At 65.9% G+C, this 23,095-nt stretch carries 22 protein-coding genes and 1 pseudogene; 10 read left to right on the plus strand and 13 right to left on the minus strand.

Annotated features, from left to right (window positions below; translation table 11 throughout):
* Positions 1 to 9: 9 nt before the first annotated feature.
* Genes hpnE through hpnA form a run of 5 tightly spaced genes read right to left on the minus strand, consistent with a single transcriptional unit; the run spans position 10 to position 5,051 of the window.
* Complete coding sequence (gene hpnE, locus L8F97_RS00975; RefSeq protein WP_313931874.1) at positions 10 to 1,263, minus strand: hydroxysqualene dehydroxylase HpnE; 1,254 nt, start codon at positions 1,261 to 1,263, stop codon at positions 10 to 12.
* The gene (gene hpnD, locus L8F97_RS00980) at positions 1,260 to 2,099 is read right to left on the minus strand and encodes a presqualene diphosphate synthase HpnD (RefSeq protein WP_242146133.1); all 840 of its coding nucleotides are present in this window, start codon (positions 2,097 to 2,099) and stop codon (positions 1,260 to 1,262) included. Before hpnD ends, hpnE begins: the two co-directional genes overlap by 4 nt.
* Positions 2,096 to 2,935 carry a squalene synthase HpnC gene (gene hpnC / locus L8F97_RS00985; RefSeq protein WP_242146134.1) on the minus strand — a complete coding sequence of 280 codons (840 nt, stop codon included), beginning with the start codon at positions 2,933 to 2,935 and terminating at the stop codon, positions 2,096 to 2,098. The genes hpnD and hpnC overlap by 4 nt, the downstream gene beginning before the upstream one ends.
* Positions 2,932 to 4,059 (minus strand): glycosyltransferase, encoded by a 1,128-nt coding sequence (locus tag L8F97_RS00990; RefSeq protein WP_242146135.1) that lies wholly within the window; start codon positions 4,057 to 4,059, stop codon positions 2,932 to 2,934. The genes hpnC and L8F97_RS00990 overlap by 4 nt, the downstream gene beginning before the upstream one ends.
* A complete protein-coding gene (hpnA, locus tag L8F97_RS00995; protein WP_242146136.1) occupies positions 4,056 to 5,051 on the minus strand; it encodes a hopanoid-associated sugar epimerase in 996 nt (331 codons plus the stop codon). The genes L8F97_RS00990 and hpnA overlap by 4 nt, the downstream gene beginning before the upstream one ends.
* Positions 5,052 to 5,200: 149 nt before the next feature.
* On the opposite strand from hpnA, the gene hpnI reads away from it, so the two are divergent.
* From hpnI to L8F97_RS01030, 7 genes are read left to right on the plus strand one after another with little or no spacing between them, the layout of a single operon-like run.
* The gene (hpnI, locus tag L8F97_RS01000) at positions 5,201 to 6,352 is read left to right on the plus strand and encodes a bacteriohopanetetrol glucosamine biosynthesis glycosyltransferase HpnI (protein WP_242146137.1); all 1,152 of its coding nucleotides are present in this window, start codon (positions 5,201 to 5,203) and stop codon (positions 6,350 to 6,352) included.
* The gene (gene hpnJ / locus L8F97_RS01005) at positions 6,349 to 7,794 is read left to right on the plus strand and encodes a hopanoid biosynthesis associated radical SAM protein HpnJ (protein ID WP_242146138.1); all 1,446 of its coding nucleotides are present in this window, start codon (positions 6,349 to 6,351) and stop codon (positions 7,792 to 7,794) included. Before hpnI ends, hpnJ begins: the two co-directional genes overlap by 4 nt.
* A gap of 15 nt (positions 7,795 to 7,809) precedes the next feature.
* Entirely contained in the window at positions 7,810 to 8,004 is a 195-nt protein-coding gene (locus L8F97_RS01010; protein ID WP_242146139.1) for a hypothetical protein, read from the plus strand.
* A 9-nt stretch (positions 8,005 to 8,013) separates the two neighbouring features.
* Positions 8,014 to 8,838, plus strand: coding sequence for a hopanoid biosynthesis-associated protein HpnK (hpnK, locus tag L8F97_RS01015; RefSeq protein ID WP_242146140.1), 825 nt, complete (start codon positions 8,014 to 8,016; stop codon positions 8,836 to 8,838).
* Between the two features lie 16 nt (positions 8,839 to 8,854).
* Positions 8,855 to 9,748, plus strand: a complete 894-nt coding sequence (locus L8F97_RS01020; protein ID WP_242146141.1) for a ferritin-like domain-containing protein — start codon at positions 8,855 to 8,857, stop codon at positions 9,746 to 9,748.
* On the plus strand, positions 9,745 to 10,734 hold the full coding sequence (locus L8F97_RS01025; protein WP_242146142.1) for a lysylphosphatidylglycerol synthase domain-containing protein: 990 nt from the start codon (positions 9,745 to 9,747) through the stop codon (positions 10,732 to 10,734). Before L8F97_RS01020 ends, L8F97_RS01025 begins: the two co-directional genes overlap by 4 nt.
* Positions 10,731 to 12,101: a hypothetical protein gene (locus tag L8F97_RS01030; RefSeq protein ID WP_242146143.1), complete on the plus strand. Its 1,371-nt coding sequence runs from the start codon at positions 10,731 to 10,733 to the stop codon at positions 12,099 to 12,101. Before L8F97_RS01025 ends, L8F97_RS01030 begins: the two co-directional genes overlap by 4 nt.
* A gap of 160 nt (positions 12,102 to 12,261) precedes the next feature.
* Here L8F97_RS01030 and L8F97_RS01035 read toward each other — a convergent pair whose 3' ends face one another.
* The 7 genes and pseudogenes from L8F97_RS01035 to L8F97_RS01060 all read right to left on the minus strand — a co-directional run bounded on the left by L8F97_RS01035 (position 12,262) and on the right by L8F97_RS01060 (position 18,286).
* Complete coding sequence (locus L8F97_RS01035) at positions 12,262 to 12,639, minus strand: MOSC domain-containing protein (protein ID WP_242146144.1); 378 nt, start codon at positions 12,637 to 12,639, stop codon at positions 12,262 to 12,264.
* A 110-nt stretch (positions 12,640 to 12,749) separates the two neighbouring features.
* Positions 12,750 to 13,091 (minus strand): annotated as a pseudogene (locus tag L8F97_RS22955) (MOSC N-terminal beta barrel domain-containing protein); the annotation flags it as partial.
* Positions 13,092 to 13,273: 182 nt separating this feature from the next.
* Positions 13,274 to 14,440, minus strand: coding sequence for a pyridoxal phosphate-dependent aminotransferase (locus tag L8F97_RS01040; RefSeq protein WP_242146145.1), 1,167 nt, complete (start codon positions 14,438 to 14,440; stop codon positions 13,274 to 13,276).
* Positions 14,441 to 14,644: 204 nt separating this feature from the next.
* On the minus strand, positions 14,645 to 15,169 hold the full coding sequence (locus L8F97_RS01045; protein WP_242146146.1) for a gamma carbonic anhydrase family protein: 525 nt from the start codon (positions 15,167 to 15,169) through the stop codon (positions 14,645 to 14,647).
* 435 nt (positions 15,170 to 15,604) lie between these two features.
* Positions 15,605 to 16,354 (minus strand): HAD-IIB family hydrolase, encoded by a 750-nt coding sequence (locus L8F97_RS01050; RefSeq protein WP_242146147.1) that lies wholly within the window; start codon positions 16,352 to 16,354, stop codon positions 15,605 to 15,607.
* A gap of 105 nt (positions 16,355 to 16,459) precedes the next feature.
* Entirely contained in the window at positions 16,460 to 16,729 is a 270-nt protein-coding gene (locus tag L8F97_RS01055; protein WP_242146148.1) for a hypothetical protein, read from the minus strand.
* Positions 16,730 to 16,870: 141 nt separating this feature from the next.
* Positions 16,871 to 18,286 carry a M20/M25/M40 family metallo-hydrolase gene (locus L8F97_RS01060; RefSeq protein WP_409928988.1) on the minus strand — a complete coding sequence of 472 codons (1,416 nt, stop codon included), beginning with the start codon at positions 18,284 to 18,286 and terminating at the stop codon, positions 16,871 to 16,873.
* A gap of 206 nt (positions 18,287 to 18,492) precedes the next feature.
* Here L8F97_RS01060 and ettA point away from each other — a divergent pair, with 206 nt between their 5' ends.
* The 3 genes from ettA (at position 18,493) to greB (ending at position 22,874) form a co-directional block, all read left to right on the plus strand.
* A complete protein-coding gene (ettA, locus tag L8F97_RS01065) occupies positions 18,493 to 20,172 on the plus strand; it encodes an energy-dependent translational throttle protein EttA (protein WP_242146149.1) in 1,680 nt (559 codons plus the stop codon).
* Between the two features lie 197 nt (positions 20,173 to 20,369).
* Positions 20,370 to 22,367, plus strand: coding sequence for a lytic transglycosylase domain-containing protein (locus L8F97_RS01070; RefSeq protein WP_242146150.1), 1,998 nt, complete (start codon positions 20,370 to 20,372; stop codon positions 22,365 to 22,367).
* A gap of 15 nt (positions 22,368 to 22,382) precedes the next feature.
* Positions 22,383 to 22,874 (plus strand): transcription elongation factor GreB, encoded by a 492-nt coding sequence (gene greB / locus L8F97_RS01075; protein ID WP_242146151.1) that lies wholly within the window; start codon positions 22,383 to 22,385, stop codon positions 22,872 to 22,874.
* Here the strand turns inward: greB and L8F97_RS01080 are convergent.
* Positions 22,853 to 23,062, minus strand: coding sequence for a hypothetical protein (locus tag L8F97_RS01080; RefSeq protein ID WP_242146152.1), 210 nt, complete (start codon positions 23,060 to 23,062; stop codon positions 22,853 to 22,855). The genes greB and L8F97_RS01080 overlap by 22 nt on opposite strands.
* Between the last annotated feature and the right edge of the window lie 33 nt (positions 23,063 to 23,095).

The raw sequence follows: 23,095 nt of genomic DNA on the forward strand, positions 1-23,095 counted from the left end.
GATGCGCGCCTATATCAGCCGCGCGGCCTGCGCCAAGCGCGCGGCAGTCACGCCGGATTGCAGCGCGCCCTCGATGGTGGAGGGCAGGCCGGTCTGCGTCCAGTCGCCGGCGAGGAACAGGTTACGCCAGCGGGTCGCCGCAGGTGGGCGGCGGCGTTCCTGATGCGGTGTCGCGGCGAAGGTGGCGCGTTTTTCCTTCACGATCTGCCACCGGGGCAGCTCGGGCGGAAGGTTATGGATCGCGGCGATGTCTGCCCAGAACGCGGCGGCGAGTTCGGCGCGATCGGTGTCGATCATGTGATCGGCCGCACTCACCGTCACCGACAGGCGGTCCGAAAAGGCGAAAATCCACTCCGCTGTGCCACCGATCACGCCGATCATCGGCGTCGCACCGGCGGGCGGCACATAGGCGAAGTGGGCGTTGACGATCGCGCGGTAATCGTTGGGCACGGTCAGGTCCGGCACGAGCGTTTCCGCGATCCACGGCGGCACCGCTAGGATGACCGTCTCGTCCGATGCGACCGCTTCCTCGCCGCCGCCGAAATCGAGTGCGACCACGCGATCGTTCTCGAAACGGAGCGTACGCAGGCGCTGCTTCAGCGTGACGCTGGTGTGGTTACGCGCGAGCCAATCGAGCGCGGGATCGACGAAGGCGGCGGTAAGCGTCGGCTCGGCGATCCGCGGGCGCATTGCGTGGCCACCGCGCCCGAGCGTCTGGTTGATGATCGCGGCGGTCAGCGTCGCGTCGCCCTCCGCGGGCGCGGTGTTGAGCGCGGCAAGCAGCACCGGTTCGAGCAGCCGATCCCATAGCACGCCATGCGTATCGGTACGGTCGGCGACGGTCTGGCCCGGTGCTGCCCGGGTCAGCGCGGCGAGTCGCAAATAGTCGGTCGCGCGCGTGCCGGGCACACGCCGTGCCTTTGAAAAGATCCACCACGGCAGCCGCCCTTTGCTTGGACGGAAGCGCCATCGCTCGCCGGTGCGGCGGTCGGCAAAGGTGAATTCGGCCTGGTCCGGTCCGGCGAGGCGCTCGCTCGCGCCGATCGTGGCGAGGTAACCCGCCACCGCCGCGTTGCCCGACAGGACGAGGTGGTTACCGTTGTCGATCACCCGGTCGAGTTGCGGGTCGTGGTAGCTGCGGCAACGCCCGCCCGCCTGCGCCGCGCCGTCCGAAACCGTCACGCTGAACCCGGCGCGCGTCAGCTCGACCGCCGCCGACAGCCCCGCCATGCCGGCGCCGATTACGCGCGCGCGGCGGCTCACCGGAACATCCAAAGCCGCAACGCGGTGAGGATCAGCGTGGGCTTGTTGGTGCGGATGCGCGTGCGCGGCGGCGTCCAACCGGTCTGCTCCATCCGCGTCAGCATCGGGGCGTAGACCGCCGCCATCAGGCGCGGTGCGATCAGGTGTCCGCGCGGGCGCTTGGCGAGGATTGCGTTCGCCTCCGCATAATGGCCGTGCGCGAGCGTCGCCAGCGGCCGGCATGCGGCGTCGATGCGAGGATGGTTCACCACCTGCAGCGGGGTGGTGAACGGGATGTCGGCGGCGGTGAGATGCTCGCCCGCCAGATAGACGCGGCCGATCGCGGCATCCTCGTCGATATCACGCAGTATGTTGGTGAATTGCAGCGCCCGGCCGAGATGGTGCGACAGCTTTACGCCGGTTTCCCGCTCCATCCCGAAGATGTTGACCGACAGCCGCCCCACCGCCGAGGCCACCCGGTCGCAATACAGATCGAGCGTCTCGAACGGTACCCAGCGCACGTCCGCCTCGACGTCCATCGCCATGCCGTCGATCACCGCGAGGAAATCATCCTGTTGCAGGTCGAACCGGCGCACCGCCTCCGCCACGATCACCGCCTGGCCGGGCTCACGTCCGGCATAAAGCGCGGCGATATCGCTGCGCCATTGCTCCAGAGCGACGGCGCGGCTGGCGCGGTCGCCCTGCTGGTCGTCAGCGATATCGTCGACCGCGCGGCAGAAGGCATAGACCGCGTACATCGCCTCGCGCTCGGGCCTGGGCAGCACGCGCATGCCGGCGTAGAAGCTGCTGCCGGACACTTGCGATTGCAGCGAAGCGGGGGTGTTCTTGGCGTTCATGCGCGCTTGATCCAATAGCCGATCGCCGCGCCGGCGGCGAGCCGCGCCGCCTCGCTTTTGGTGTGATGTACGCGTTCGGCAAGCGGATCGCGCGTCTTCACACGCCGTGTGAGGTCCTCGGCCAAACGCTGGATGATCGCCACCTCCATGCCGAGCCGCCGGTCGCGGATGCCGCGCGCAAACCGGGCCGATCGCGCCAGCAGGTCCAGCGTCCTGTCGCCGAGATCGACGATCGTGTCGTGCAGGGCAGGGGTGGAGGCGTCCCGCCCGAGATCGGTCACATCGCCGCCGCGCTCGGATAACGCGGCGAGCGGTACGTACACCCGGCCGATCGTGCGATAATCCTTCCCGCAATCCTGCAGGTGATTGATGATCTGCAAGGCTGCACACAGCGCATCGTTCGCTGGCCACAGGCTGCGATCCTCGCCATGCACGTCGAGCACGTAGCGACCGACCGGCATCGCCGAATAGCGGCAATAGTCGATCAGATCGTCCCACGTCTGGTAGCGGTCGATCGTACAGTCGCGCTCGAACGCGGTGAGCAGATCGAGCGCATGAACCGGATCGAGTCCGCGGGCCGCCATGACGTCACGCAGGGCTGCCGACGGCGCATCGGCATCGCTCGTCCCCGTCACGGTCTCCCGCATCGCGGCGAGCAGCGTCAGCTTCTCGTCGGCACTCGCGCCAGGATTGTCGGCCACGTCGTCGGCGGCGCGGGCGAAACGGTAGAACGCCATGATCGGCGCGCGATGTTCCTTCTTGAGCAGCACGGAGGCGACGGGGAAGTTCTCGTCCTTATGCCCCTTGCCCGAGGCGAGTTCGGCGGCCCCGGTCATGCGTGGAGATCCGCCTGTGCGCGGCCCTTCCACATGCCGCCACGTCCGCGTGCGTGCTGCCACGCCGACAGCAGGGTGCAGGCGGCGTAGAAGCTCGCGATCGCCGGCAGCGCCACGCCCCATGCGGGCGAACGGCGGTAGAAACGCAGCATCGGTTGAAACAGGATCGCCATCGAAATCCAAGCCGTTAACCCAAGCGCCTGCGCATAGCCGCGTGCGAACACCGCAAGCAATGGCGGCGCGAGGTAGGTGAGCGCGAGGCCAAGCGTGGTGCCGACGAGCAGCACCGGCGAGTAGCGCAATTGCGCATAGGCCGATCGCGAGATCATCGCCGCGACCGATGCGGTCGTGTCGTACACCCGCACGCTGCGCGAGCGGCTGGTCAGCCCGAGCCAGATGTCGCCATGCCGCTTCATCAGCGCACCGAATGCGCAATCGTCGATCAGCGCGCCCCGCACCGCCGCGATCCCGCCGGCGGCCTCCAGCGCGGCACGCTCGACCAGCATCACGCCGCCCGCCGCCCCGCCGAGACCACGGCCACGCCGGTTCACCGTGCCGAACGGGTACAGCATCTGGAAGAACCACACGAACGCCGGGATCAGCGCGCGTTCGGCCAGACTGACGCAGCGCAACCGCGCCATCAGCGACACCAGCACGCGACGATCGCCGGTCGCGCGCGCGACGAGGCTGCGCAGCGTGTCCGCGTCATGCGCGATGTCTGCGTCGGTGAGCAGCAGGTAATCGGCATCGCCCGCCGCCGCGATGCCTTGCGACACCGCCCACAGCTTTCCCGTCCAGCCGCGTGCGAGCGGCGCACCGGGCAGGATCGTCAGTCGCCCCGGCCGCGTCGCGGCGGCGCGCGCGATGTTGGCGGTGTTGTCGCTGCTGCCGTCATCGACCAGGATGATACGGAAGTCGCCGGGATAGTCCTGCGTAACGAGGCTGCCGATCGACTGCGCGATCACCTCCGCCTCGTCGCGCGCCGGCACCACCGCCACCACCGAGGGCCAGCGCGCCGGCTCGGCAAGCGGCAGCGTGTCCCGCTCGCGCGCCAGCCAGAACCCGTCGCGGCCGAGCGCTATGCCCAACCAGATCGCTACGGTCAGCAACCCCAGCCAGATCACCGGATCATCCCGGCATGACGGAACCAGTCGATCGCGTCGCGCAGCGCTTCGACGTGCGGCCGTGCGCGGTAGCCGAGTTCGGCTTCGGCCTTCGCGCTGGAATAATACATCGCATGGCCGGCCATCTTGAGCGAGTCGATCGTCAGGAACGGTTCCTTGCCGGTCACCCGCGCAAGCTGTTCGTTCACCCACGCCAGCGGGTACAGCGGCGCGCGCGGCAATGCTACGGTCGGGGCCTTGCGCCCGACCAGCGCGGCGATCTCGCCCATCATCGTGCCGAGCGATACGTCCTGCCCGCCGAGGATGTAGCGCTCGGCCGTGCGGCCCTTCGCCATCGCGCGCAGATGCCCGTCCGCCACGTCATCGACATGGACGAGGTTGAGCCCGCTATCGACATAGGCCGGCATCTTGCCCGATGCCGCCTCGACGATGATCCGCCCGGTCGGTGTCGGCCGCACGTCGCGCGGACCGATTGGCGTGGAAGGATTGACGATCACCACCGGCAGCCCCTCCGCGGCCATCGCCTCGACCAGCCGTTCCGCCACCACCTTGCTGCGCTTGTACGCGCCGACCGCCTGATCCGGTCTGGCCGGGCGCGTCTCGTCGGATGGGCGCGCCGGGTCGGGCAGGAGGGTGGCGACGCTGCTGGTGTAGACGATCCGCTCCACCCCGGCATCCCGTGCCGCCGCCATCACGTTGCGTGTGCTGGCGAGGTTGTTGCGGACGATCTCCTCCGGGTCCGGCGCCCAGATGCGATAGTCGGCGGCGACGTGGAACAGGTGGCGCACGCCTGTCATTGCGCGGCGCATTGCCGCGAGGTCGCGCGCGTCACCCTCGACCAACTCGCCCGGAAAATCGACGAGATTGGCGCGCGGGCTGCTCGCGCGCACCAGCCCGCGCACGTGACGTCCCTCGGCCGCGAGCCGCCGCGCGACGGCCGAGCCGACGAACCCCGACACGCCCGTGACGAGAACCAGATCGCTGCTGTCCATCCGCGCCCCTTTACCGAAAGTCGTGGCGGAAGGAAGGCAGGTCTGGCGACGGCCCGGGCGGTGAAGCGTGCCTGACGGAGAGATGACGTTTTCGACACGTCCGCTCCGCGCTGTTTCAACCGATCCGAAACGGCTCTATGGGCGCAGGCATGGCGATGCTCGCGGAACTGGTCGGATCGGTGGCGCTCACGCTGGCGGGGGTCAGCATCGTCTGGACGTTCGCCGCGACGATCGTGCTCCGCCGCTATTTCGCGCGTCCCGCACCGCTTGCCGCGACGCGGGGCGGCGTCACGATCCTCAAACCGCTCCACGGCGCTGAGCCGCGTCTGTTCGACAATCTCGCCAGCTTCCTGATGCAATCGCATGGCGGGCCGGTGCAGATGGTGTGCGGCGTGCAACGCGCCGACGATCCGGCGATCGCGGTGGTCGAGGCGCTGCGCCGCCGCTTCCCGAACGCGACGATCGACCTGATTCTGGATGGCACTCGCCACGGATCGAGTGGCAAGATCTCCAACCTCGTCAACATGGAGCCGCACATCCGTCACCCGGTGGTGATGCTCAGCGACAGCGACATCGCGGTCGGGCGGGATTATGTCGCGCAACTGCTTGCCGCGCTCGATGCGCCCGGAGTCGGGATCGCCACCTGTGCCTATCACGGGCGAGGGGATGCCGGTTTCTGGTCGCGCCTTGGCGCTGCCGGTACCGACTGGCAGTTCCTCCCGGGGCTGACCTTCGGTGTCGTCAACCAATTGGCCAGCCCGTGTATGGGTTCGACCATCGCGATGCGTCGCGACACGCTGGCGCGGATCGGTGGCTTCGCCCGTTTCGCCGACGTCCTGGCGGACGATTATGCGATCGGCGCGGCGGTGCGCGGCCTCGGCTTGTCCGTAGTGATGCCGCCGCTGTTGGTCAGCCACGCATTCGACGAACGCTCGGCACGCGCGCTGTGGCGGCACGAGTTGCGCTGGGGGGTGACGGTGCGTGATCTGGCGTTTTGCTCCTATCTCGGCATGATCGTCGGATTTCCCCTACCGGTGGCGCTGTTTGCCGCATTGTGGTGGCCGGCAGCCGGCATCATTTTCGCGATAGCCGCGCTCGCCGTCCGCCTTTTCGCCGCAATTTCGGCCGAACGGGTTGCCGGTGCGCGGCCCGCGCCGCTCTGGGTGTTGCCGTTGCGCGACATCTTCGGATTCGCGGTGTTTTGCGCCAGCTTCTTCGTCCGCTCGGTTGATTGGCGCGGCGCGACGCTTAGAATAAGACCAAACGGCCACATCGCTGCGGCCCCGGAGACTTCACCATGATGCGTTCGCTTTTCCTGCAAGGCCCCTCGTTCGACGGTTACGACGGCGGCGCCGGTGCGCGCTATCAGATGAAGCGCGAGGTCAAGTCGTTCTGGTATCCGACCTGGCTCGCGCAGCCCGCCGCCATGGTGCCCGGCTCGAAGCTGATCGACGCGCCCGCGCACGACCAGTCGTGGGACGACATCAAGCACGAGGTCGACGGCATGGAGCTGATCGTGCTCCACACCTCGACGCCCAGCTTCGCGCAGGACGTGAAGTGCGCCGAGTTGATCCGCGCACGCAACCCGCAGGCGCTGATCGGGCTGGTCGGAGCGAAGGTCGCGGTCGAGCCGGACAAGAGCCTTGCCGCAACCGCTGCCGTGGATTTCGTTGCGCGCGAGGAATACGATTTCACGATCCTCGAAATCGCGCAGGGCAAGCCGCTCGCCGAGGTCGACGGGATCACCTGGCGCGCGCCGGACGGTTCGTTCGTCCACAACAAGAACCGCGCGATGATCGAGGATATGGATGTCCTGCCGATGGTTTCGCCGATCTACAAGCGCGACCTTCAGATCGAGAAATATTTCGGCGGCTATCTCAAGCATCCGTACGTCAGCTTCTACACCGGCCGTGGCTGCAAGAGCCGCTGCACCTTCTGCCTTTGGCCGCAGACCATCGGTGGTCACAACTACCGTGGCCGGTCGGTCGCCAAGGTGGTCGAGGAAGTGAAGTACATCATGGAGAACATCCCCGAGACCAAGGAGATCTTCTTCGACGATGACACGCTGACCGACATTCACTCGCGCGTCGAGGAAATCGCCATTGCGCTCGGGGAGCTCGGCTTCGGCAAGCCCGGCTTCCCAATGACGTGGAGCTGCAACGCCAAGGCAAACGTGCCGCGTAAGACCTTGGAAATCCTAAAGGCCAACGGCCTGCGGCTGCTACTGGTCGGTTACGAGAGCGGCAACCAGCAGATCCTCCATAACATCAAGAAGGGCCTGCGCGTCGACGTCGCCAAGCAGTTCACCAAGGATTGCCACGAACTCGGTATCGTCATCCACGGCACCTTCATCCTCGGCCTGCCCGGCGAAACGGAGGAAACGATCGAGGAGACGATCAACTACGCCAAGGAGATCAACCCGCACACCATCCAGGTATCGCTGGCGGCGCCCTATCCCGGCACCTTCCTCTACAAGCAGGCGACCGAGAACGGGTGGTTCGACAACAGCAACAGCCTGTTGACCGACGACGGCAACCAGATCGCGCAATTGTCCTACCCGCACCTGCATGCGAAGGTGATCTTCGAGAAGGTGGAGGAGTTCTACAAGCGGTTCTACTTCCGCCCGTCCAAGATCGGCTCGATCGTGTGGGAAATGCTGCGCGACTGGGATATGATGAAGCGTCGCCTGCGTGAAGGTGTCGAGTTCTTCGACTTCCTGCGCCGTCGCAAAGAGGCCGCGTAAGGGTCTGGTATCGCTATGAGTGCTGCGGAAATGACGGTGAACGAACGGCTCGCGGCACGCGGGCTTTTCGAGGATTGGGAACGCGCGGTGCGCGGGAAAGACCGCGCGACCATGACGTTGCTGTTGCGGCGGATCGGCATACCAAATGCGCCGCGCGTAGCCGATGTCGTTCTCGCCGACCCGGCATTCTACGGCTTCGATCCGGTCTGAGGCGCGAACGTGCGCACGGTCATCATCAACGCCGACGATTTCGGCGTGTCGATCCCGGTCAACGAAGCGGTCGAGCAGGCGCATCGTAACGGCATCCTCACCACGACCAGCCTGATGGTGACGGGCGAGGCGTGCGCCGACGCGGTCGCGCGGGCGCGCACGATGCCGACGCTGGGCGTGGGGTTGCACATCGCGCTTGCAGAGGTGCCGCCGGCGCTACCGCCCGAGCGTATCCCCGATCTTGTCGATGCGGACGGCAAGTTCCGTATCGAAGCGCTCGGCACCAGCATCGCGATTCTGCTGCGGCCGGCGGTGCGACGCCAACTCACCGCCGAGATCGAGGCGCAGTTCGGTTTGTTCCATGCAACCGGCCTGCCGCTCGATCACGTCGATTCGCACAAGCATATGCACATGCATCCGGTGATCGCCTCCACCGTGATCGCGGTGGGTAAACGCTTCGGCATGCGCGCGGGCCGCGCGCCGACCGAGCCGCGCGCGGTGATCCGCAAGGTCGAGACGGTGAAAGGCGTCGACATCGCAGCCCCGTTCGCGCGCAGCGTCCGCGCCAAGCTGCGCCGCGCCGGCATGGCCGCGCCAGATCATGTGTTCGGCCTCGCCTGGTCTGGCGCCATGACGCGTACGCGCGTGCGTGGCATCCTCGAACATCTACCCGAGGGCACCAGCGAGATCTATCTGCACCCGGCCACCGGCGATTATGCGCTGGCAGCACCGGGCTATAAGTATCAGGATGAATTGGCGGCTTTGCTCGATCCAGTCGCGCGCGAGATCATCGTGCGGGACCGGATCAAACTGGCGCGGTTCGCCGAGCTGTGAAACGGAACAAACTTCGATGAATTACATCCCCGGCAAAATCGAAGCCGCCGGCCCGCCTCCGGGCATGCGCGTGCCGCTCGGCAGCGAGGCGCACAAGATCCTGCTGTGCCGCGCGCTGCTCGACACGCACGACCCGTACACGCCCGCGCTGATCGACTGGCCCGACTTGGAGGAGGAAACCCGCCAGAAGATTGTCTCCCTGCCGATCTGGGACATGGCGGTGCAAACGGAGGGCCGCACCGGCCTGTTCGTGCAGACCTTCGCCGATTTCGTAACCGATCACGAATTGAAGACCGCGCTCGAGATGGACGCGTTCGAGGAGAAGCGGCACAAGATCGTGCTTGCGGACATGGTCCAGCATTACGGCATCGTGCTCGAACCCGAACCGCCGTACATCAAGCCCAAGGATGCCGAATGGGCCTTCATGCGCTCGGGTTTCTCGGAATGTATCGACAGTTTCTTCGGCTTCGGGTTGTTCAAGATCGCCAAGGACACTGGCTTCTTCCCGCCCGAACTGATCGACACGTTTGAACCGGTGATGCGCGAGGAGGGGCGGCACATCCTGTTCTTCGTCAACTGGGTGGCGTGGTGGCGGCGCAACATGCCGTGGTGGCGGCGACCCTATTTCGAACTGAAGGTCTGGGCGGTGTGGGTGTTCCTGTTCTGGGAGCGGATCGACATGGCCAAGGGCATGGGCGACAGCACCAAGGCGCAGGAGAACAACTTCACGCTCAACGGCTCTAAGGACCTGGGCGTGGAGGTCAGCTTCCCCGAGCTGGCTGCGATCTGCTTGTCCGAGAACGACCGTCGGCTGGCACCTTATGACGCGCGGCTGATCCGTCCCAAGTTCGTGCCCGGAATGATCCGGCTGGTGTTGCGCTTCATGCGGAAGACCCCGGCGGCGGCATGAACCGCTTTGCCCGCGCCGGGCTGCTGGCGGCGACCCTGGCGGGTATCGGCGTCGCGGCCTGGACGGTCGATGCGGTCGGCGCGCGGCACGTATTCGCCGCGATGACGGCGATCGGCTGGGTAGGCATGGCGGCGTTTCTGCTGTGCTCGTTCGGCGTTTTGTTGCTCCTTGGGGGCGCGTGGCTGGCCTGTGCGCCGGGCGAGCCGCTGCGCCGGCTGCCGCTGTTCATCTGGGCGCGCACCGCGCGCGAGGCGGCGACCGACGTGCTGCCGTTCTCGCAACTCGGCGGGCTGGTCGTCGGCGCACGCACGCTCGGCGCGCGCGGAGTGCGGGATTCGGTGGTCTATGCGTCGATGGTCGCCGACATGACGACGGAGATGGCCGCGCAACTGCTGTTTACGATCGGCGGCGTCGCAACCTTGCTGGCGATGCTCACGGCGGGGCCGGAAACGGCGCGGATCGCGCCGCTTGCGATCGGCGGGCTGGGTGTGATGGCGCTGCTGATGATCGTGTTCGTCGCCGGGCAGCGGCCGGTGTTGCGGCTGGTCGGTGCGATCGCGGCCCGCATGATTCCCGGTTCTGCCGAGGCGGTCGGCGCGGTGCGGGTGCAGCTTGACGCGGTGTATCGCCAGCCCCGTCGCATTCTGATCGCGTTCCTGCTCAATCTCGCCGCCTGGCTTGCCAGCGCGGCAAGTGCGTGGGTGGCGCTGTGGTTCATGGGCTCGCACCTGCCGCTGTGGGCGGTGCTGGCGATCGAGGCGCTGATCTTCACCTTGCGCAGCGTCGCTTTCGCGGTGCCCGGTGCAATCGGCATCCAGGAGGCGGCCTACGCGCTGATCGGTCCGATATTCGGTCTTCCGCCGACCACCGCACTGGCATTGTCGCTGCTCAAGCGCGCGCGCGACTTGATGATCGGGGTGCCGGCGATCGTTCTGTGGCAGGCAGGCGAGGTCGGTGCTCTCGTCGCGAAACGCCGCACCGCATGACGGCGGACGGACCCCGCCGCAGTGGCGTGACGCTTGCCGCCGTGCTGCTGTTGGTGGCCGCGCTTCAGCTTGCCGCCTACTGGCCGGGCATCATGTATTGGGATGCCGTGCGTCAATACGGTCAGGCGGTGAGTGGGCAATTCGATGACTGGCATCCGCCCGCGATGGAGTGGGTGTGGAGGCGTCTGATCGTGCTTCAGCCCGGCCCCGCGCCGATGCTGCTGCTTCAGACCGGGTTGTACTGGTTGGGTTTCGCGCTGCTCGCGGGCTCGGCGTGGCGCGCAGGTCGGCGGCGGCTCGCGGTGCTGATCGTCTTGCCCGCGCTGTTGCCGTTCGCGCTGGCGACGCTTGGGTCCGTTCTCAAGGACAGCCTGATGGCAGGTGCGCTGCTCGCCGCCGCCGGCCTGACGGCATGGGCCGGTGAGGAGCGGCGCTGGGGGCTGCGCAGCGCTGCGATCGCGCTGCTGTTGTTTGCCGCGACGCTGCGTTTCAACGCGCTGCTCGCCGCGCTGCCGCTGCTGGTGGCGGTGCTGCCGGGTACGTGGCGGCGAACGCCGACGCGGCTGATTACGTGCATCGTCGTGTCTGCGCTGGCGCTGGCGGTGGCGATGCCGCTCGCCAACCGAGCAACCGGCGCGCGCCCGAGCGGCGTCGCGTTATCGCTGGTCATTTTCGACCTCGGCGGGATCACCGAGCAAAGCGGTGTCGATGCGTTTCCACAGCTTGCGGTGGCCGACCCGGTTGCGATCAACCACCGCTGTTATGATCCGGTGCGGTGGGACAGCTACGCTTGGTGGGTGGCCGAGCCGTGCCCGATCGGCTTTGCCGGCGTTCGCGACGCCTTCGCCGCGCACCGCCAGAGCCCCTATCTGTTCTGGCTGAAGGCGATCGCCGCGCATCCACTCGCCTATGCCGAACATCGCCTTCGGCACGCCAACAACAACCTGCGCTTCATCATCGGCCATGATGTCGAACGTCCGGTGCAGCCGCAGTCCGCGCCGAACGATTGGGGCTATCGCATCGCGCGGAACCCGGCCCAACGCTGGATCGACTGGCTGGCGGTGCAGACATGCCGGACGCCGCTCGGTTGGCCGATCTGCTGGATCACGCTCGCGCTTGGGCTGGTGTGGGCCGGACGGCGCGTGGCCGGGGCGATGCCGCTTGCGTTGTCGGCGGCGATATATGGTGGCGGCTATCTCCTGCTGAGCGTCGCGTCGGATCTGCGCTATCATCTCTGGACGATGCTTGCGGCCGGGCTCGCCTTTGCCGTCGTCGCCGATGCGCTGCCACGCCGCCGATTGTTGCTGGCAAGTGCACCGGCGATCGCCGTCGCGATTGTCGGAACCGCTGCCCGGCTAGTCTGGTGATCCCGGGTGCAAGTTGACGCGTGGCCCATGAAAGCGCGTACGGACTGACCCGCCTTCCAGAGACCCGCGCGGTGCCCGCGTTATACCGTCCGAGCTTGCAGCGACGGTTCCACCGAAATCTAGGTCGAGGTCGCGGACCGCTACACGAGGATCCGGCACGTTATCGCAGGTTTGAGGCGCCTTCCTCTAAAACATCGATCCGGTCGCCAACGCTGATCGTGCCGCTGTTCTCGGCTATGGCATTCTGGCCGAACATCACGCCACCTTTGCCCATGCGTCCGATGCGCATCAGCGTCGATAATGGTTCATTGCCATTTTCGCGCGCGCCGCTGAGCGGGTCTTGCGTGATGACGATACAGCGCGAGCATGGCTTAGGGAGGCGCAGGGTTACGTTGCCGATGCGGATGCGCCGCCAGTGATCCTCCCGCCACGCAGTCGTACCGTCGATAACGATGTTGGGCCGGAACCGCGCCATCGCCACCGGCTCCGCCAGGTCTGCGTTGAGCGCGGCGAGTGATGCGGTTGTAACCAGCAGCACGGGAAACCGTCCGACAGCGCGATCTGATCGCCCGGCACCGCAAAGCCGGGATCGATCGGGCGGACGCCATCGTCACCCTGATACACCAGCCGCACCGACCGTCCGAGTGCGCGCGACAAATACCTCGTGCTGGCGTCTCCCGTGGTTCTTACACGCACGGTATCGCCCCAGATCCGAACCTCGATCGTAGGAGCGTCGTCATCAGGCTGAGGAACGCGACAGCAGCCGTGGACCAAGTGCCGGATCACCAACGCACGCCCGTCCGAAACAGTGTCGAACAGCGCCAGCTCCGGCACCTCACGTCGGGTGACGAAGCGGCCGTTATCGTCGACCAGCATCCAGCGCCGATCGCCACTGATCCCGCGCGGCCCGATCTTTGCGCATTCGAGGGCTTGGCCGCGCAGGCTCTTCACCGGAAAGCGGAACAAGTCGGTGACGGTGGGCGGAGGCACGTTCCGCCCCTATAGAGGATGACGGATAGACAAAAGTGCTTTGGTTCGCTGGGTCTCGCATCCGCGCGCAGGACCTCCAAGCCAGTCCGCACGACGAAGCGGCGAACGCGGGCCTTCATGCTGCGAGGCACCGCACCCGGATCTGTACGGGCAGCGCGGCCGTCGCCGACCGCGCTCCTTCGCTATGCTTTCAGAACGGTATCGAGGGCGCTGCGGAATTTGGCCATGTCTTCCGCCGAGCCCACCGTGACGCGGCTCATCGTCGGGTAAGCGTCCCATGAACGGCCGATCTGCACGCCCTGCGCGATCAGCGCCGACTGCATTGCCTTGGGATCCTTGCCGGCACCCCAGTCGACCATGAACATGTTTGCCTGCGAAGGAATGTACTTCAACCCGCGTTTCTTGACGTGGGCGAGTGTCTCCTCTCGCACCGCGATCATTTCGGCGCGCCGCGCGGCGATCTTGTCGGCGAGTGGCAGGACGGCGGTGCCACACGCCACCGCGGTCATCGGCAGCATGTTGGTGACCTGGCCACCGTCATAGCGCATCATCCGCTTGTAAAGATCGGGATGCGCGATGGTGAGGCCGAGCCGCATCCCGGCCATGCCGAACAGTTTGGAAAACGTGCGCATCACGATCACGTCGTTGCGCGTGCAGGCAAGCTTGGCGGCACTCTGGGTACCGGCAAAGTGAATGTACGCCTCGTCGACGAGCACCACCGAGTCCTTCGGCTTATTGGCGAGCAGCCACTCGATGTCGGCGATCGGCGTCAGCGTGCCGGTCGGATTGTTGGGCGAGCAGATGTAGTAGAGGCCGGCGTTGGGATCGGCGGCCAGCATCGCCTTCACGTCATGGCGGTAGTCAGGCGTCAGCGGCACGCGTGTCGGCTTGATCTGAAGCCACTGGGCGGTGCGCCAGCTCTGCTCGTACGTCGGGTTCGCCGTCACCAGCCCCTTTTGCGGCGAACAGAAGGTGACGACCGAACGGTTCAGCGGATCGCTCGATCCTGGCCAGGCGAGGACGCATTCGGGTGTGACGCCTTCGACCTGCGCAACGGCGGCGACGAGTTTGGCGTGTTCGTTGTCTGGCTCGTAACGGTTGCCACGCTCCGCCATCGCGCCGGAGGCCTGTACACCTTCCGTGAACGGTCCGGTCCAGCATTCGTTGGAGCCGATCCGCACTGCACCGACAAGCGCCTTGGCGGATTGCTGCGCGCGCGCGCCGCTCGACAATTGCGTTACTGCGGCGCCGGCGCCGAGCAGCATGGCGATGCGGCCGAGCTGGCGGCGTGAGTATCCGCGATCCTGAAGTTCCTCGCGTGCTTCGCGGTCGAGTAGGTCGATCGTCATCACTATGCTCCCCTGTCGGTATCAAGACATCGGGCCGCATCACGCCCACGTGGCGGCCGTACGAGATGGCGACCGCGACCCCTGCGTTACGTGCGCGGGCGATTGCGACCGGACAGGAACCTCTCCCCTGTTCCCTCGAGTCGGAACACACCACAACAGTCTTCGTCTGTCTAGTGTTGAGAAGAAAAATCTCTCCGGAAGAAATCAGTTCAGACGAGTGAGGCTGCGTGCAAAACGTCGAGCCTTGTCGACATAACCTTCCGCGGAAGCGACCAGCTTCTCCGTCTCGGCCGGGCTGAGTTCGCGTATGGCACGGGCCGGGCTGCCGATGATCAGGCTGCCGCTCGGAAAGCTCTTGCCTTCAGTGACGAGCGCGCCCGCGCCGACCAGCGATCCCGGGCCGATCGTCGCCCCATTAAGGATCACCGCACCCATCCCGACCAGCACGTCGGGCCCAATCGTGCAGCCGTGCAGGATCGCACGGTGCCCGATCGTGCAATCCGCCCCGATCGTGAGCGGCGCACCCGGATCGGAATGAAGCATCGCACCATCCTGCACGTTACTGCGTGCGCCGATGGTGATGGCGGTGTTGTCCGCGCGGATCACTGCGCCAAACCAGATGCTTACGTCCGGTGCGAGATGGACGGCGCCGATCAGGTCCGCACTGGGGGCGACCCAGACGTTTTCGGCAAGCGTGGGCTGGTGGCCCTCAAAGGCGTAGAGCGGCATGAGCGATCCTTCCGCGGATCGACTACCCGTATACGGCACCGATGTGAATTCGAGAGGAGCTCGGGTGAACGGCTTGTCGAAGCTGATCACGACCTCAAGCCGGCGGAGGGGAGAGAGACCGCTGCGACAAGCCTGAAAGATGATGCTGGCGAACGCGCGGTTGCGGAACCGGAGCGGCAAGACGTTGACCGCGACACGGACATGTTCGGGCCGTTCACAAGCCTGGCGGCAGGCTTCCTGCGTGACCAGGTCACCGATCGCGACGATACGGTCGTTTCTTGGGCAACCGGCACGACGCGCACAAGAACATGGGGCTGTATGTCGCCGATATGCTTGTGAAGAACCGTCTTCTCGCAAAACTCGCGCCGATGAAGCGCGTGGTGGTCGAGTGCTAGGTATCGCGTCGCCCCGGCGTTGCCAGGGCGACGCGGTGGCTCAGGCTTTCACGCAGGCGATCACCGCCGTGATCGCGACGGCGGTGTCCGCCATGTCCCGCACCTTGATCGAATCGATACCCGCCGCGCGGACCGGATCGTCGTTGCCGCCCGGATAGATCGCGTCACCCATGAACAGGATGTTGTCGAACTCAATACCGGCGTGCTCGCACAGGCGGCGCATGCCGTACGCCTTGTCGATGCCCTTGCGGGTGATGTCGACCGAAGTGGCGCCACCGATATTGATCGAATGTTCGGGCAGCATGCCGCGCAGGATGCCCTGCAACTTGCGGCGCTTCTCCTGATCGGGATCCCAGCCTTCCTTGGCATGGAGCGGGGCCTGCTGGCCAAGCGCGGACAAGGTGATCTGGCTGCCGCGATCCTCAATCCGCTCACCCCAGGTCTGCTCGCCGCCAAAGCCCGCCTCGTCCCACGCCTTGTTGAGCGCGGCGAGAATCTGGTCGCGCTCCTCGGACGTAAAGGCGTCGTTGTAGATCGTCTGCCAGGTCGTGCCGTCGTAACGGAACAGCTTGGTGCCGGTGGTGGGCATGATGAACAGGCGTTCGAGCTTCGCGTCGCCCTGCATGCGACCGACGACCTGTTTCTCGAACTGCGGCCAATCGCCGCCCGAGATTACCGCCACCTGTGCAACGTCGAGCAGGTGCTTGAGCAACAGGGACATCTCGTCGCCGATCGGCTGCTTGCTCTCGGCCAGCGTCCCGTCGAGATCGAACGCGATCATGGTCTTCATGGTACAAATTCTCCTGGACGGCAGCGCCGAACCGTAAAAAAGGGCGCCCCCGAGGGGACGCCCTTCATCAATCCGCGACCGATCGAAACCGGCCAGCGGAAAACATCACTTGGTGACGTTGTCAGCCTTGGCGTCGCCGTCCGCGCGGACGTTGTCAGCCATGTCATGCGCGTTGTCAGCGGCGTTCGACAGAACGTCCGATGCCGTGGCGTTCGACGTGTTGTCGGCCATGGCGTCCATGTTGTCGGCAGCCGAATCGATGTTGTCCGCGACCATGTCGGCGTTGTTCTCGATAGCGGCGGCCTCGGGGTTCTTGTTGCAGGCGGCGAGCGACATCAGGCCGGCGGCGACGAGAACAAGGGCGATTTTCTTCATGCGATTGCTCCCAAAGCAGTCTGTATTCTTCGCGGCCGGCCTGAGTGCCGTCGCGAACGTGGATGAACTTGCGCCCATCCGTGACGTTCCATTCGCAAATCCAGTCACCGGTTGTAAATCCGGTTTTTGCCTCGGTTCGGCTTATTTTTGCGGATTTACGTCCAGCAAAGGCTCCGGGGCGTCGGCGACGACCGCGAGCATCGCCGTCCAGGCAGCCACATTCTGCCGCAATTGTACGGGATCGATCCGGTCCAGCGTGTCCTCCGGCGTATGGTGCCAGTCGAAATAGCGCAGCGCAGACTGGTTGAGATCAATGCCACTCGCACCGAGTGCCAGCGTCGGCTCGACATCGGTGCCGCCATGAACCGTTTCATGCCCGCGCACCACGCCGATCGGCGCGAGCGCGACGGCGAGGCGATCCGCCACCGGCTTCGCGGCATCCGGAAAATGGGTGTTGAAGCGCCACACATTGTCTGCGCCCGAGTCTGATTCGGCGGCGAGCGCGTGGCGTTCGCCGGCATGCGCCTTGGCATAGGCGATGCCGCCGAACCCGCCGGTTTCCTCATCGCCGAACCACACGACGCGGATCGTGCGACGGTGTTTGCCGGCTTCCATCAGCCGCTTGGCCGCCGCCGTGGTGATCGCGAAACCCGCACCATCGTCGATAGCGCCGGTGCCGAGATCCCAGCTGTCGAGGTGCCCGCCGATGGTGATGATCCCTGCTGATGGATCGGTGCCCTGTACCTCCGCTACGACATTGCCCGATGGGCGAGTGCCGATGAAGTGGGGAGTCAGTGTAAGGTGCAGCGTGACAGGTTTGTCGCGCTTGAGCATGCGCTCGAGGTTTTCGGCATCCGCCACCGACAGCGCGGCGGCGGGGATCGGCGCGACGCCGGCTTCGAAATTGGTCGTGCCGGTGTGCGGCCCGCGTCCGTGATCGGTGCCGATCGAGCGGATCACCAGCGCGACCGCACCCTTCTTGGCGGCAAGGTTCGGCCCGAGAAAGCGCGCAAGTCCGTTGGTACCATAGCCCGAGCCGTCCTGCGTCGGCTGCATCGCGTTGGACACGAAGGCGATCTTGCCGGCAAGGCTGCCCGCTGGCGCGAGCATGAGATCGTTGATCGTCTCGAAATACACCACCGGCGCGGTCAACCCCGCCGCCGGCGTCGCACCGGAATTTCCGAGCGCGGTAAGGCGCAGTTTCTGGGGGTAGGGCGCCACCACCTCCGCCGTCTCCGCGCCGCGCTCCCACACGTTGTGGAGATCATAGGGTTCGATCCGCACGTTCCTGAAGCCAAGGCTTTTCAGCTTCGCCACGGCCCAAGTCCGCGCGCGCACCTCTGCGTCGGACCCGTCCGGACGGGGGCCGATCTCGGTGGTGATGCCCTCGACGATATCCCACGCGACGTCGTCGTTCAGCGCCGCGTCGCGCAGCGCCGCCACCTTCGCGTCGGGCGCAACGGCGGCGGGCATCACGCGCTGCGCGATTGCGGCCGAGCCGAGCAGGGTAGGGAGGGTGAGGGCGCAGGACAGCAGGGCGAGGCGCGAAGGGTTCATGAGGTCTTCCGAAGTGGCGGTTTGACGGGTGAACGCGCCGTCACGAACTGCCGACGGACGGGGTTGAGTAGGGGAAGGTCGCAGAGTTCCGCAATGGCGATATGGAGGCGGCGACCACGTTCCCGCGATCACGTTGCCAATTGGTCGCGATCCTCTTAAATGCACTGGTAATTCCACCAATCCGCAGTCCTGGAGCACGACCCCGCATGGCCGTCCAATATTCCTATGTGATGAAGGGCCTGACCAAGACCTTCCCGGGCGCGCCCAAGCCCGTACTCAACAACATCCATCTCCAGTTCCTGCCCGACGCCAAGATCGCGATCATCGGCCCCAACGGCTCGGGCAAGTCGACGCTGATGAAGATCATGGGCGGCATCGACCAGGATTACACCGGCGAAGCCTGGGCGGCGGACGGCATCAAGGTCGGCTACCTGCCGCAGGAGCCGCAACTCGATCCCACCAAGGACGTGATCGGCAACGTACGCGACGGCGCTGGCCCGATTGCCGACATGCTGGCGCGCTTCAACGCGATCTCGGCGGAGATGGGCGATCCCAAGGACGATACCGATTTCGACGCGCTGATGGAGGAAATGGGCGACCTTCAGGCCAAGATCGACGCCGCCGACGGTTGGAGCCTCGACAGCCAGCTCGAACAGGCGATGGAGGCTTTGCGCTGCCCGCCTGGCGACAGCCCGGTCACCAACCTGTCGGGCGGTGAGAAGCGCCGCGTGGCGTTGTGCAAGCTGCTGCTCGAGAAGCCTGACATCCTGCTGCTCGACGAGCCGACCAACCACCTCGATGCCGAGAGCGTGCAGTGGCTGGAAAACTTCCTCAAGGAATATACCGGCAACGTCATCCTCGTCACCCATGATCGCTACTTCCTTGATAACGTGGTGAACTGGGTGCTCGAGCTCGATCGCGGGCGCTATTACACCTACGAGAGCAACTATTCGGGCTATCTCGAGAAGAAGTCGCAGCGGCTTTCGCAGGAAGAGCGCGAAGAGCAGGGCAAGCAGAAGGCGATCGCCGACGAGCTGGCCTGGATGCGTCAGACCCCGAAGGCACGCCAGACCAAGTCCAAGGCGCGTATCCGCGCGTTCGACGAGCTGATGGCGGCGCAGGAAAACCGTTCGATCGGCAAGGCGCAGATCCTCATCCAGATCCCCGAGCGGCTTGGCGGCAAGGTGATCGAGGCGAAGGGCCTGACCAAGTCGTACGGCGACAAGCTGTTGTTCGAAAACCTCGAATTCACGCTGCCGCCCGGCGGCATCGTCGGCGTGATCGGGCCGAACGGCGCGGGCAAATCGACGCTGTTCAAGCTCATCACCGGGCAGGAACAGCCCGACGAGGGGACGCTGGAAGTCGGCTCGACGGTGCGGCTCGGCTATGTCGACCAGTCGCGCGACGATCTCGACCCCAACAAGAACGTCTGGCAGGAAATTTCCGACGAACTCGACGTGTTCCGCTTCGGCAAGCAGGAGCTTGGCACGCGCGCGTATGTCGGCGCGTTCAACTTCAAGGGTCAGGACCAGCAAAAGAAGGTCGGCCAGCTTTCCGGTGGTGAGCGCAATCGCGTCCACATGGCGAAGATGTTGAAGGAGGGCGGCAACGTCCTGCTGCTCGACGAGCCGACCAACGATCTCGACGTCGAAACCTTGCGCGCGCTGGAAGAGGCATTGGAGAGTTTCGCGGGTTGCGCGGTGGTGATCAGCCACGATCGTTTCTTCCTCGATCGCCTCGCCACGCACATCCTCGCGTTCGAGGGCAACAGCCATGTCGAATGGTTCGAGGGCAATTTCGAAAGCTACGAGGAAGACAAGCGCCGTCGCCTTGGCGATGCCGCCGATCGCCCGACCCGGCTGGCGTACAAGAAGCTGACCCGCTGATAGTCGCGGGGCTGATGGTCGGAGCGTTGCCATCTCGGCCGTCAGCCCCGCGATCGTCGCGGCGCCATAGCGGGGTGGTTGGGCGACACGGTGTACGGCTGATCGCATCTGGCGGCGGCTGTGCCCGGCTCAACCGCCCACCGCAGTTTTCGCGTTTGAGACGAGACAGGTTAGCGTGTTTCGCTTATAAGTCGCGAATGGTTCCAAGTGTCGTTAAAATCGCTTTGCTGGCCGCCGGTGCATCCGGCGCGCTGGCGGTTGCCGGGAGTGCGCAGGAGCAGCTCGGCTGGGGTCGCGCCACACAGGCGCTGACGCAGCAGCAATATCCGGCCCAGAGCGCGGCGTTATCAGCGGCGATCGCGCAGTGGAAGTCGCTCCAGCAGACCAGCGGTTATCCGTTTGAAACCTACGCCAATTTCCTCATCGCACATCCTGGCTGGCCCGCCGAGATGGCGCTGCGCCGCGCTGCCGAACGCACGCTTGACGGCACGACGCCGGTTTCGCCAAGCACCACGGTGGCGTTCTTCCGCCGCTTTCCGCCGCTGACCGCTGCCGGCAAGGTGCGGTTCGCGCAGAGCCTTGCCGCTGCCGGCTACCGTGACGAGGCCAACGTTGCGGCGCGCAATGCCTGGGTGTCGGGCAACTTGTCCGTAAACGACGAGACGGCGATCATTTCCGGCTTCTCGGGTGCGCTGACGCCGGCGGATCACGATGCGCGTATGGATGCGCTCTTGTGGCAGGGCGCGACGTCGGCGGCGCAGCGCCAGCTTGCGCTGACCAGCTATGCGCGTCGCCCGGTGTTCACGGCGCGGCTCGCGTTTCGTACCAACGCGGCCGATGCGCCGTCCCAGGCGATCGCGACGCAGGCCTATGGCGCGGCCGATCCGGGCTGGCTGGCGGATCGCGCGACGTGGTTGCGCAACAACGGCGGCTTCGGCGCGCGCGAATTGCTCGCGCGGCGCCCGGCGCTGGCGACACGACCGGGCAATGTCGAGGAGTGGTACGAAGTACTGCTCGCCAACGCCAAGGGCGCGGCGGCGGACGCGCAATATGCCACCGCCTACGACATCGCGCGGCAGGTGGATGACGCCTACCCGCTCGGCACCGACGTCAGCGCGCAGCCGTATGGCGAGCGGGACGATTATACCAGTCTCGTCTGGCTGGCCGGCTACACCGCGCTGAAGCAGCTTGGCCGCCCGGCGGATGCAGTGGCGCTGTTCGCCCGGTATGCCCACGCCTCGAAGACGCCGACCACGCAGTCCAAGGGTTTGTACTGGGCGGGTCGCGCTGCGGAGGCGGCGGGGCAGCGCGATGTCGCGACAAGCTATTACACGCAGGCTGCGGGCTTCCCTGATCTGTTTTACGGGCAGCTTGCCACCGAGCGGCTGGGCCGCGCGCTGACCGCACCCGGTGCACCGGTGATGCGTCCGGTCGATGCGAGCGCGCGCGATGCTTTCTACGGCCGCGAAGTGGTGCGCGCCGCGCAATATCTCGGCACCGCCGGCGATTGGGAGGATCAAAGCGCGTTCGTCCGCCAGATCGCGATCGACGCGAAGAGCGACAGCGATCACGTACTCGCCACCGAACTGTCGCGCATGCTGGGTCGCCCCGATCTCGGCGTGATGGTCGGGCGCAGCGCGCTTCAGAACGGTCTCAGCGATTATTCGACAGTCGGTTTCCCGACCGTGCGCGTGCCGGCCAGCGCCAACGACAACTGGGTGATGATCCATGCCATCGCGCGGCAGGAAAGTCAGTTCGACCGCGCCGCGATCAGCCATGCCGGCGCGCGCGGGCTGATGCAGCTGATGCCGGGCACCGCGCGCGAAACCGCGACGAAGCTCGGCCTCGGCTACAATGCCGGCAGCCTGATCACCGACACCGATTACAACATCATGGTGGGGTCGAGCTATTTTGCGCGCATCTTCAATCTGTATGGCAGCTACCCGTTGGCGGTCGCCGCGTACAATGCCGGACCGGGCAACGTGAACAAGTGGTTGCGCGCCAACGGCGACCCACGCACCGGCAGCGTCGACATCGTCGACTGGATCGAGGCGATCCCGATCTACGAGACCAAGAACTACGTTCAGCGCGTGCTGGAAAACGCGGTGGTGTACGATCTGATGAACCCGCAACACGCGCGCTCGACCGGCGCAAACCGGATCAGCTGGTATCTTGGCAAGGGCCGGCCGGGCTGAGCCTCCGCACGCGCGATGAACGACCGCCCCAATTACATCACGCCCGCAGGGTACGCGGTGCTGCGCGCCGAGTATGACGCGCTGTTAGGGGACGAGCGGCCCAAGCTGGTTGACGTGATCTCCTGGGCGGCGGGCAACGGCGACCGGTCTGAGAACGGCGATTACATTTACGGCCGCAAACGACTGCGCGAGATCGACCGCCGGCTGGGCTTCCTCGCGCGGCGGATGAAGGCGGCGAAGATCGTCGACCCCTCGGCACAGGGCGATCGCAGCCGAGTGTGGTTCGGCGCGACCGTCACCATTGCCGATGAAGATGATAACGAGCGCGACCTGACGCTGGTCGGCGACGATGAGACCGATGCCGGCGCCGGCAAGATCGGCTGGAACGCACCGCTCGCGCGCGCCTTGCGGGGGAGCACGGTGGGCGATCTGCGCCGCGTGACGTTGCCGGCGGGCGAGCGAGAGTATGAAGTGATCGCCATTGACTACCCCGAGGCGCGCGCCTGACGCGTCAGTCCGCAGTGGCCCACCTTTCGCAGCATCTGGTAATAGCCTAGTGCGCCGCTCGGTGCATCGCGTTCGCAGCCGATCCGTTCACCGAGCGCCCCGCGCACCACGCCGTACCTTTCTCCGATGATCGGCAGCATCACCCGCAGCCGCTCATCCACGCCGACCGCGTGGTCGCAGCGCGCCACGACCAGCAGCCACAGTCTGCGCTCGCGCGTGTG

The organism is Sphingomonas sp. BAUL-RG-20F-R05-02 (assembly GCF_022662305.1).
Taxonomy (GTDB): Bacteria; Pseudomonadota; Alphaproteobacteria; order Sphingomonadales; family Sphingomonadaceae; genus Sphingomonas.

What these genes read in the sequence shown, in the direction of transcription:
- hpnD (WP_242146133.1), bottom strand. Translation starts at nt 2,099, where the DNA reads ATGAACGCCAAGAACACCCCCGCTTCGCTGCAATCGCAAGTGTCCGGC.
- hpnC (WP_242146134.1), bottom strand. Translation starts at nt 2,935, where the DNA reads ATGACCGGGGCCGCCGAACTCGCCTCGGGCAAGGGGCATAAGGACGAG.
- hpnA (WP_242146136.1), bottom strand. Translation starts at nt 5,051, where the DNA reads ATGGACAGCAGCGATCTGGTTCTCGTCACGGGCGTGTCGGGGTTCGTC.
- hpnI (WP_242146137.1), top strand. Translation starts at nt 5,201, where the DNA reads ATGGCGATGCTCGCGGAACTGGTCGGATCGGTGGCGCTCACGCTGGCG.
- hpnJ (WP_242146138.1), top strand. Translation starts at nt 6,349, where the DNA reads ATGATGCGTTCGCTTTTCCTGCAAGGCCCCTCGTTCGACGGTTACGAC.
- L8F97_RS01010 (WP_242146139.1), top strand. Translation starts at nt 7,810, where the DNA reads ATGAGTGCTGCGGAAATGACGGTGAACGAACGGCTCGCGGCACGCGGG.
- L8F97_RS01020 (WP_242146141.1), top strand. Translation starts at nt 8,855, where the DNA reads ATGAATTACATCCCCGGCAAAATCGAAGCCGCCGGCCCGCCTCCGGGC.
- L8F97_RS01025 (WP_242146142.1), top strand. Translation starts at nt 9,745, where the DNA reads ATGAACCGCTTTGCCCGCGCCGGGCTGCTGGCGGCGACCCTGGCGGGT.
- L8F97_RS01030 (WP_242146143.1), top strand. Translation starts at nt 10,731, where the DNA reads ATGACGGCGGACGGACCCCGCCGCAGTGGCGTGACGCTTGCCGCCGTG.
- L8F97_RS01040 (WP_242146145.1), bottom strand. Translation starts at nt 14,440, where the DNA reads ATGACGATCGACCTACTCGACCGCGAAGCACGCGAGGAACTTCAGGAT.
- L8F97_RS01045 (WP_242146146.1), bottom strand. Translation starts at nt 15,169, where the DNA reads ATGCCGCTCTACGCCTTTGAGGGCCACCAGCCCACGCTTGCCGAAAAC.
- L8F97_RS01050 (WP_242146147.1), bottom strand. Translation starts at nt 16,354, where the DNA reads ATGAAGACCATGATCGCGTTCGATCTCGACGGGACGCTGGCCGAGAGC.
- L8F97_RS01055 (WP_242146148.1), bottom strand. Translation starts at nt 16,729, where the DNA reads ATGAAGAAAATCGCCCTTGTTCTCGTCGCCGCCGGCCTGATGTCGCTC.
- L8F97_RS01060 (WP_409928988.1), bottom strand. Translation starts at nt 18,286, where the DNA reads ATGAACCCTTCGCGCCTCGCCCTGCTGTCCTGCGCCCTCACCCTCCCT.
- ettA (WP_242146149.1), top strand. Translation starts at nt 18,493, where the DNA reads ATGGCCGTCCAATATTCCTATGTGATGAAGGGCCTGACCAAGACCTTC.
- L8F97_RS01070 (WP_242146150.1), top strand. Translation starts at nt 20,370, where the DNA reads ATGGTTCCAAGTGTCGTTAAAATCGCTTTGCTGGCCGCCGGTGCATCC.
- greB (WP_242146151.1), top strand. Translation starts at nt 22,383, where the DNA reads ATGAACGACCGCCCCAATTACATCACGCCCGCAGGGTACGCGGTGCTG.